Annotated in this window: 3 protein-coding genes; all 3 read left to right on the forward strand. The window is 54.6% G+C overall.

What is annotated here, in order from left to right; all coding sequences use genetic code 11:
• The first annotated feature begins 66 nt into the window (after nt 1-66).
• Nucleotides 67-4,062, forward strand: a complete 3,996-nt coding sequence (locus tag H0194_RS07310; protein ID WP_185175275.1) for a DNA-directed RNA polymerase subunit beta' — start codon at nt 67-69, stop codon at nt 4,060-4,062.
• A 382-nt stretch (nt 4,063-4,444) separates the two neighbouring features.
• Nucleotides 4,445-6,898: a S8 family peptidase gene (locus tag H0194_RS07315; RefSeq protein WP_185175276.1), complete on the forward strand. Its 2,454-nt coding sequence runs from the start codon at nt 4,445-4,447 to the stop codon at nt 6,896-6,898.
• Between the two features lie 29 nt (nt 6,899-6,927).
• Entirely contained in the window at nt 6,928-9,438 is a 2,511-nt protein-coding gene (locus tag H0194_RS07320) for a S8 family peptidase (protein WP_185175277.1), read from the forward strand.
• Nucleotides 9,439-10,577: the final 1,139 nt, after the last annotated feature.

The raw sequence follows: 10,577 nt of genomic DNA on the forward strand, positions 1-10,577 counted from the left end.
CCCGCCTGTAACCAACACATTTTTTAGCTAACAATCCCTCTAATGAGAGGGTGAAAGGGAATTTACGTGTTTGACGTAAACCTCTTCGACGAGCTTCGCATCGGCCTTGCCACTGCCGACGACATCCGCCGTTGGTCCAAGGGCGAGGTTAAGAAGCCGGAGACCATCAACTACCGCACCCTGAAGCCGGAGAAGGACGGCCTGTTCTGCGAGCGCATCTTCGGTCCTACCCGCGACTGGGAGTGTGCTTGTGGTAAGTACAAGCGCGTCCGCTACAAGGGCATCATCTGTGAGCGCTGTGGTGTCGAGGTGACCAAGTCCAAGGTGCGTCGTGAGCGCATGGGCCACATCGAGCTCGCCGCTCCGGTGACTCACATCTGGTACTTCAAGGGCGTTCCGTCCCGCCTGGGCTACCTTCTGGACCTTGCTCCGAAGGATCTAGAGCGCATCATCTACTTCGCTGCGAACATCATCACCAGCGTGGATGAAGAGGCTCGCCACAACGACCAGTCCACTCTGGAAGCCGAGATGCTCCTGGAGAAGAAGGAAGTTGAAGACGACGCCAACGCCGAGATCGCTGAGCGCGCCGCCAAGCTCGAGGCCGACCTGGCCGAGCTGGAGGCCGCCGGCGCCAAGGCCGACGCCCGCCGCAAGGTGCAGAACGCTGCGGACAAGGAGATGCAGCACATCCGCGAGCGCGGCGAGCGCGAGGTCGCCCGCCTGGACGAGATTTGGAACACCTTCCTCAAGCTCGCTCCGAAGCAGATGATCATCGACGAGTCCATCTACGAAGAGCTCGTGGATCGGTACGAGGACTACTTCACCGGCGGCATGGGTGCTGAAGCCATCCAGACCCTCATCCGTGGCTTCGACCTGGACGCCGAGGCCGAGGAACTGCGCGAGATCATCAACAACGGCAAGGGCCAGAAGAAGATGCGTGCGCTGAAGCGCCTGAAGGTCGTTGCTGCCTTCCAGCGCTCCGGCAACGATCCAGCCGGCATGGTGCTGGATTGCATCCCGGTGATCCCGCCGGAGCTGCGCCCGATGGTGCAGCTGGACGGTGGCCGCTTCGCGACCTCCGACCTCAACGACCTCTACCGTCGCGTGATCAACCGCAACAACCGCCTCAAGCGCATGATCGACCTGGGCGCACCAGAGATCATCGTGAACAACGAGAAGCGCATGCTGCAGGAGTCCGTGGACGCCCTGTTCGACAACGGCCGTCGCGGCCGCCCGGTCTCCGGTCCGGGCAACCGCCCGCTGAAGTCGCTGTCTGACTTGCTCAAGGGCAAGCAGGGTCGTTTCCGTCAGAACCTGCTGGGTAAGCGCGTGGACTACTCCGGTCGTTCCGTGATTATCGTGGGTCCGCAGCTCAAGCTGCACGAGTGTGGTCTGCCGAAGCTCATGGCCCTCGAGCTGTTCAAGCCGTTCGTCATGAAGCGCCTGGTGGAAAACGACTACGCGCAGAACATCAAGTCCGCCAAGCGCATGGTGGAGCGTCAGCGCCCTGAGGTGTGGGACGTGCTGGAAGAGGCAATTTCCGAGCACCCAGTGTTGCTGAACCGCGCACCGACCCTGCACCGCCTGGGCATCCAGGCCTTCGAGCCGAAGCTCGTTGAGGGTAAGGCTATCCAGCTGCACCCGCTGGCGTGTGAGGCGTTCAATGCTGACTTCGACGGTGATCAGATGGCAGTCCACCTGCCGCTGTCCGCCGAGGCTCAGGCTGAGGCCCGCGTGCTGATGCTGTCTTCCAACAACATTCTGTCCCCGGCGTCCGGTAAGCCGCTGGCTATGCCGCGTCTGGACATGGTGACCGGCCTGTACTTCCTCACCATGGATAAGACTGAGGACGAGGTCGGCGGCCAGGGCGGCTACAAGCCTGCCGACGACAACGGCATCGCACAGGGCGTGTACTCGTCCTATGCCGAGGCCATCATGGCTCGCGACCGCGGCGTGCTGGGCATGCAGGCACCGATCAAGGTCCGCCTCTCTCACCTGCGTCCGCCAGAGGAGATCGAGGCGGAGCAGTTCCCTGACGGTTGGGAGAAGGGTCAGATCTGGATGGCTGACACCACCCTGGGCCGCATCATGTTTAACGAGCTGCTGCCGTGGAACTACCCGTACCTTGAGGGCGTCATGGTCCGTAAGGGTGGCGGCTCCAACAAGGTCCTGCTTGGCGACGTCATCAATGACTTGGCCAACAAGTACCCGATGATCACCGTGGCTCAGGTGCTGGACAAGATGAAGGATGCCGGTTTCTACTGGGCAACCCGTTCCGGCGTGACCATCACCATGGACGACGTTCTGGTTCTCCCGAACAAGACCGAGGTGCTGGAATCCTACGAGAAGGAAGCCGAGCGCATCGAGCGCAAGTACTGGGAGCAGGGTGCGCTGACCGAGCGTGAGCGCTACGACCGCCTGGTTGAGCTCTGGAAAGACGCCACGGACACCGTGGGTACGGCCGTCGAGGACATGTACCCCGACGACAACCCAATTCCGATGATCGTGAAGTCCGGTGCTGCCGGTAACATGCGTCAGATCTGGACTCTGGCCGGTATGAAGGGCATGGTTGTGAACTCCAAGGGTGACTACATCACCCGTCCGATTAAGACCTCCTTCCGCGAGGGCCTGTCGGTTCTGGAGTACTTCAACAACTCCCACGGCTCCCGAAAGGGTCTGGCCGATACCGCGCTGCGTACCGCAGATTCCGGTTACCTCACCCGTCGTCTTGTCGACGTCGCGCAGGATGTCATCGTCCGCGAAGAGGACTGTGGCACCCGCCTGGGTGTGCGCGTCCCGATCGGCGAAGAGGTCAGCGAGGGCGTCTTCGAGCGTCACGACCTGTGGGAGACCTCTGCGTCTGGCCGTGTTGTGGCTTCCGACGTCAAGGATTCCGAGGGCAACGTTGTCGCCGAGGCCGGTGCGGATCTCACTGAGGAACTCACCGACAAGCTGGTCGCAGCTGGCATCACCGACATCAAGGTGCGCTCGGTGCTGACCTGCCAGACCCCGGCGGGCGTCTGTGCGAAGTGCTACGGCAAGTCCATGGCATCTGGCCACCTGGTGGACATCGGCGAGGCCGTCGGCATCGTCGCTGCCCAGTCCATTGGTGAGCCGGGTACCCAGCTGACCATGCGTACCTTCCACCAGGGTGGTGTCGGTGGCGACATTACCGGTGGTCTGCCGCGTGTCCAGGAGCTCTTCGAGGCTCGTAACCCGAAGAACCGCGCTCCGATCGCGTCCGTGGATGGCACCGTGTCCCTGTCCGACGAGGGCAACTTCTGGACCCTGACCATCACCCCGGACGATGGTTCGGACAACGTGGTCTACGAGAAGCTGTCTAAGCGCCAGGGCCTGGCTCAGGTGCGTCGTCCGATGGAGTCCAACCCGGACGCCATGATTGAGCGCTCGCTCAAGGATGGCGACCACGTTGCCACCGGCGATCGCCTCATGCGCGGTGCTGCTGACCCGCACGACGTCCTGGAGGTCCTGGGCCGCCGCGGCGTCGAGAAGCACCTGATCGACGAAGTGCAGGCCGTGTACCGCACCCAGGGTGTGGCTATCCACGACAAGCACATCGAGATCATCATCCGCCAGATGCTGCGCCGCGGCACCGTCATCGACTCGGGGACCACCGAGTTCCTGCCGGGCACCCTGGTTGACCTCTCCGAGGCCAAGCAGGTCAACGCAACGCAGGTCGCTGAGGGTGGCGCCCCAGCCGAGCTCCGCTCGGAGATCATGGGCATCACCAAGGCCTCGCTGGCTACCGAGTCTTGGCTGTCCGCCGCGTCCTTCCAGGAGACCACGCGTGTGCTTACCGACGCCGCAATCAACAAGCGGTCCGATAAGCTCATCGGCCTCAAGGAGAACGTCATCATCGGTAAGCTCATTCCGGCCGGTACGGGTATCTCGCGTTACCGCAACATCTCGGTTAAGCCGACCGAGGCTGCGCGCAATGCTGCGTACTCCATTCCGACCTATGGTGACTCCATCTATGGCGATGATGGCTTCGGTGAATTCACCGGTGCTTCTGTCCCGCTGGATGAGGAGTTCAGTTTCTAATTGTTTGACGACCGCGCACACTCTTTCGCGGTCAATATAAAAAGACGTTAACAAGACACTCTGTCTTGTTAACGTCTTTTTTAATTCGAGTTTGTAGTGCAGAACCTGGTATCTATGCCTAACTTTAGAGAATATGACGCAATTCACTTTTAGTCCCGCTCTGTAAATAATGCGTATTCACCGAGCGGTATATTCGAGCGCCAATTGGTAGCTGCAGGGGTAATGTGCAGGTTGAGGTAGGGGCGGATAATTTACCTGTGAAAGTGCTGCAATGCCGAAAAGTTCAAAAAGTATCTTGAATACGAAATGGTTTCGCGCTTAAGTTTCCTTACCCCCTAGATTCAGTTAGAATTCAGGTGTTTGTTATATTCTGCCATTTTTCATGATGACACCCAGACCGTTGTTATTAAGTGTGTTAGTGGATTCATTGAATGGTTTTAAAGATGAATGGAAAACTCTCATGATTTCAAAGCGCAGTAAGAGGAAGCTGAGCGCGCTCCTTGCTTCAATCATTGTCCCCCTGACAGCGGTGCAGGTCCCAGTAACCGCACAAGAAGGCGTTGGCTCTCAAGATCCGCCGCCAACTGTTGCTGCCTCCTCTCTTCCTGTAGATGAGGCGGGGGTGGATCGTTTTATTGTTGGTTTTGACGGGTCTCAGCCCGATACCGGACTGGCAGCGGCTTCTGATTCAAAGCGGACAAGCGTATTCGCCTCAGCTGCCGAAAACCTAAAGGTTGAAGCTAATGAACTCCGGCAAATGTATGATGGCTCCTCTGTAGTAAAGATGAACCGTCCACTGGGGGCACATGAGGCGGCTGCTTTTATTAATGAAGTGCAATCTAAGCCCGGAGTTGCGTATGTGCAGATAGACACTTGGAATGAAGCCCATATCGATAAACCAGTCGATGAATTATACCCCGCCATGTGGAATATGCGTGATATTTCAAACTGGGGCGCGAATGTCGAAGCTGCTTGGGATCTGGGCTACACCGGCGACGGAGTGACTGTGGCAGTGATCGATTCAGGTATCACGTCACATCCTGATCTTACACAGAACGTGCTACCGAACTCTGGCTACGATTTTGTATCTAGTGCAACTAATGCTCGCGATGGTGATGGTCGCGATGGCAATCCGAATGACGAGGGTGACTGGTTCCAAGCGGGAGAGTGTCGCAAGCAGGAGGGGCGCGATTCTACATGGCATGGCACGCACGTGGCCGGCATCATTGGGGCAACGTGGAACTCAGATGGCATTCCGGGTGTTGCGAAAAATGCGAGTATCGTTCCAATACGTGCTTTGTCCAAATGTGGTGGACCTACGTCTGATATTGCTGATGCTCTAGCCTGGGCAGCGGGAGTTCCCGTGGACGGTGTTCCAGCTAACGAACATCCAGCAGACATTTTGAATTTATCCCTGGGTGGCGGCGGACAGATTTGTAGCCCCACATACCAAAATGCAATTGACAAAGCTAATGCTCAAGGGGCACGGATTTTTGTCTCTGCGGGTAACTCCAATCAGGACACATTCTTGTTCGAGCCAGCTTCGTGTGAGGGTGTTATTACTATTGCTTCGTCAAATTCTGACGGTAACAAGTCTTCCTATTCGAACCATGGTGGAGAAGTTGATCTTTCCGCCCCCGGTGGAGACCAGTGGTATATCGATGAAAATCTGGAAAAGGCACACGATCCAAACCGTGGCATCTGGTCAACACTCAACTCTGGTAAGACAACTCAGGGGGAACCTAATTATGCCCCATACGACGGTACCTCCATGGCAACACCGATGGTTGCGGGCATTGCGGCAATGATGCTAGAAGCTAATTCGACCCTGTCGACTGATGATCTCCGCTCAGCATTGCAAAAGACCGCGAAACCTTTTACTCGTGACCAACCAGTCGAAATGGGCGCCGGCATTGTTGATGCGAAGGCAGCGATTGAAGAAGTTATGCTGGAGACATCTCCAAGTACTTCAGAGTTGGCTCCGACTGATGAAATCATCGTGACGGAGACGCCGGAACCCGTTACGGAAACAGCTATCGCAACCGCGACTGTGACAAACACTGAAACTGCGATAGAAACTACTACCCGAGAAATTGTCGTTACCGACGTCGCACCTGGTGAGCAGGTGACCGTTACTGAAACTGAGATAGCCGAACCATCAGAGATCACTGAAACTAAAACAGTCGTCGCAAGCAGGCCAAACGAGACCTCAACGGTGCGAGAGACCATGACAGAAAGCGCTGCGCCCGTGACAGTGATTGCTGAGCCAGTTACGGAGACCAGAACGTCTGTCGTAGTAGGGCCTGATGTAACAGAGACAGTGAAAGTTACCTCGACAAACCTGACAACGCTACCCCAGGAAACTGTGACTTCGAAGGCTTCTGCACAACCACAAGAACCTGTTACAACCACTGTTACAGATGCTCAAGAGACCGTCACGTTGGCTCCAGTGACTGAAACGAACTCAGTATCTCCGATTACCGAGACGGTGACAGTGACCATCCCCGCATCGACCGAAAGCCAAGCACCGTCAACAGTAAGCACTACCGTTGACGTCACCACGACTGCGAAGGCTACAGAGACTTTGGTCGTAGATGAAAATCGAATGCCAATAGATGCAGTGACTACCACAGTCACCATGTCTCCAGTCCAAGATGATTCTTCTAGCACGGGCAGTTCCGATGACGAGATTGAGAAGATCGTTGATGGCTCCAGCAAAGCCACCGCTTTTGCACCATTCGCAATCCTTCTGGGAATCCTCGCCATTGTGCTGCCGAACCTTCATAATTTCATGTCTTGGCCGCTAACTAAGAACTTTCGCGGACTCTTCCGCTAGTGGTTAGCCCAAAGAAAGGTTTTATCCCTATGCTTCTAAATAAGAGAACTAAAAGTAACCGCATTACTGCGGTTGCTTCTGCGCTTGCGGTTTCCTTAGGAACTTTTGTCGTTCCTGCTAATGCGCAGAATGCTTATATTGAATCAAACCGTGCAGTAATCGCCAACAAGATTGACTACCACATGGAAACCGATACACCAATTGGTAATCATCGGTTTTTGGTCCACCTCAAGGAAAATCAGTTTGAATCGATCAGTTCGACTGACCGCGCTCAAACTTTTTCGCGTGCGGGCGCGGCTGTAGATGAGGATCTGAAAGTTGAAGAGCCGGGTCTGGGCTTTAATAATGTAGTTTTGGTGACAACTAACCGCGATCTAACTGAGTCAGAAGCCAAGAAATTTATGGAGGCTCTTGCCGCAGACGTTCGCGTGGAGCATGTCGAAGCCGACCAATGGATTGCCCCGATGGCAGCCCCCAATGATGAGCTTTATTCCAAACAATGGGCATTGCATGACGTTGAGTATGAGCCAATCGAAGGCACCTGGAGCTCGGATTTCGATAGGGCTTGGGATTTGGGATTCGATGGTTCAAACCAAACAATCGCGATCGTAGACACTGGACAGATAAAACATCCAGATTTGGATTCCAAGACTGTCCAAGGCTGGGATATGATATCTGATCCTTCCTTGAAGTTCGGCGCTGACGGTGACGGGCGTGACAATGATCCCACTGACGAAGGTATGTACCGCACTGGTAGTGAAGGCTGTGGTGGTGCGTATGATTCAACTTGGCACGGCACGCACGTAGCCGGTATCGCTGCTGCAGCAACTAACAATTCTGAGGGAATGTCCGGTGCCGCCCCTGCAGCCAATCTACTTCCCGTGCGCGTAATGGGTAAATGTGGCGGCACAGCAGCTGACTTTGCGGCCGCGATAGTTTGGGCATCAGGCGGTGAAGTTCAGGGAGCGGAAACCAACCGTAATCCGGCTGGGGTAATTAATATGTCTTTGGGAACGCAGTCTCGCTGCAACGCAACCTTCTCTGATGCAATCGCTACAGCGAGAGATAATGGAGCAATCTTAGTTGCTGCTGCTGGCAATAAAGACGACGGAGCAGATTGGACGGCTCCGGGAAACTGTGACGGGCTCATAACCGTAGCTTCTACTGGGCCTTCTGGTAAACGTGCTTCCTACTCCAATTATGGTCCCGAGGTCGAAATTGCTGCCCCAGGTGGAGACAATTGGGCTGTTGACTGGGAAAATGAGGACGGTTGGAGCATTAACCCAATTGACGAGTGGGAAATATTTTCTACTGTCGATAAAGGCTTGCAAGAAGCTGAAGGGCCGGGATACGGTCCTTTGCAGGGAACTTCCCAAGCAACACCGCTTGTTTCAGGTGCCATAGCACTTGCACGTCAGGCTAAGCCAGATGTAACTCACGAAGAGGTTCTTGCTGCGCTGCAAAAAACGGCACTTCCGTTTTCTGAGCAGGATCCGGAAAAGCCTATTGGAGCAGGAATTCTAAATGTGCCTGATTTCCTTCAAGAATTGGTTCCTGAATCTGTTCCAACAACGACGGAGAATACCACTCCAGTCAGCTCTACTTCAGAAGAAGCAACGACAACGGCGACGTCACAGACTAGTACCGTAACCGCAGAGCCGTCGACGACTACAGTTAACACCACCACTTCTGTGACTGAGACGTCTACTGTGACCGTTACATCTACTATTGATTCGATTGTTGCAACAACGGAGCCTGGTGCCCCTGTGACTGTCACCGACACGACAATTGTTAATCCTGAACCAGTAACAATTACGGAAACTACACATGCGACCGAAGCGGGCACAACAACTGAGGAGACCGAGACGGTTACAACTACCGTGCCTGGCGACACTGTCATCAAGACTCCAGAGACTGTTACTACGGTTGTGACCACTCACCAAAATGGTGAGACCGAGATCGTGGAATCCACTTTCATCGAAGATGTTACGGTTACGCCGGAGCCCACTACTGTTGTTGAACAAGAGCCTGCTCCGCGTCCGTCCACCGTGGTTGAAACGACCAAAGAACCCACACTGACGCTAACTCCAGTAATTACAGTGGATGAGACACCGACAACTACCACCTCCACGGTTACTGAGACAGAACCTGCTGATAGCAACACCGATGTGGCTACCACGACAAACGTTGAAACTCATACAACGACCTCGACCCAGACTGAGACAATCATTGTCGATTCGAATAGTGATGAGGTTCCGGTTGTAACTGAAACTCTTACGCTCGCTCCAGTACCTAGTGACGGTGACCGCGGCAGGATCGAGTTTCGTTGGGGCGGGATGCGCGACGGTTCTTCGGATAATTCATCTGTGGGATCATCAGACGGAAGCTCCACGAGTTTTTGGCAAAAGGTGCTCTTTCCTATTTTGGGATTCTCTTTGGTTGCCGCTCTTTTGAACTACTTTTTTAAGCAAAAGAGCGTAGCAAAGATGTCCTCTGTGTTCCCGATAGTGTTTGGGGAAAAGAAGCGTCATCGCAAGTAACTATCGCTACTGTAAAAGTCACATTGATTGATGGAACGTTATTTCCGCGAGAAATAAATGATGGTGGCATACTCGTGGAGTAGCACCCCTTGGGAGCGTTAAATTGTACCTTTAGGGTGTCAAGCGAAATGGTGTTTGGCTCGTAAAGTTCTTTCCAGACACCTTTTGCTCCGTGCCCCATTTTTAGATGCACATCGAGCTTGAGTATCAATAGTTGCAGTCACACTCGGTATTGAAGTGTCCCAGGTATTGTTCCGTTTGAGTAGATGGGAAAATCTGGAACATGCCAAGAAAATTTGACCAGGAGGCGAAGGGCTGTGTGGTCCGTCGCGTGGAAGACTACATCTTGGCGGAAAATATGTCGATGCCCCGCGTTCCAGTCAGTAGCTCGAAAACTGGGGGTTTCATCGCACACGGCTCGTCAGTGGACTTTGGCAGGCCCGTCGTGCGGGAAACATCCAAGAACCTGTGTCTGAAGACTTCTTGGCCGAAAACGCGAGGCTATGCCGTGAAAATCAACAGCCAAGCGACCCTAATGAGCTTCTGAAGTGGCCCGGCTTTTTCGCGTCGGAACCAGGTCAAAACGTCGGAAATGATCCGGTTCATCGATGAATACCGGAAGCCTTTCTCTGTCGCGTTAATCTTTTAAGACGTTGAAAGGTAGTCGAGCTGGTGGGCTCGTCACTTCGCGTGGTTGTCGCCAATCAAAGGCCCGTGGATGAAGTGCTCGTCGCCTTCGTGATGCCGTGCTGGTTGAACGTAGTAATGCTATTTATCGGAATGCTCACGGTACCTACGGTATGCGGAAAATGCGGTGTGCACTAACTTAATTCAAAGCCCAGGTTCCGAACAGCCCCTGTGGGTGGCCGACATAACGTATGTGCACACAAAGAAAGGCTTTGTGTACGCCGCGTTTGTCACCGACGTTTACTCCCGACGTATCGATGGGTGAGCGTGATCAAATTCTATGCGCACTTCAAGCGTTGCCGCTGCAAGCTCTGAGCCTGGCGATCGTGTGTGCTGAATAGGTTACAGGTTTTATTTACCATTAGGATCACGGGTCGCAGTCCGTCAGCGTTGTCTACAACGAGCGACTTACTCAGCACGACATTACCGCTTCCACCGGAAGTGTCGGCGAC

Origin of the sequence: Corynebacterium incognita (assembly GCF_014217255.1) — a bacterium.
Classification (GTDB): domain Bacteria; phylum Actinomycetota; class Actinomycetes; order Mycobacteriales; family Mycobacteriaceae; genus Corynebacterium; species Corynebacterium incognitum.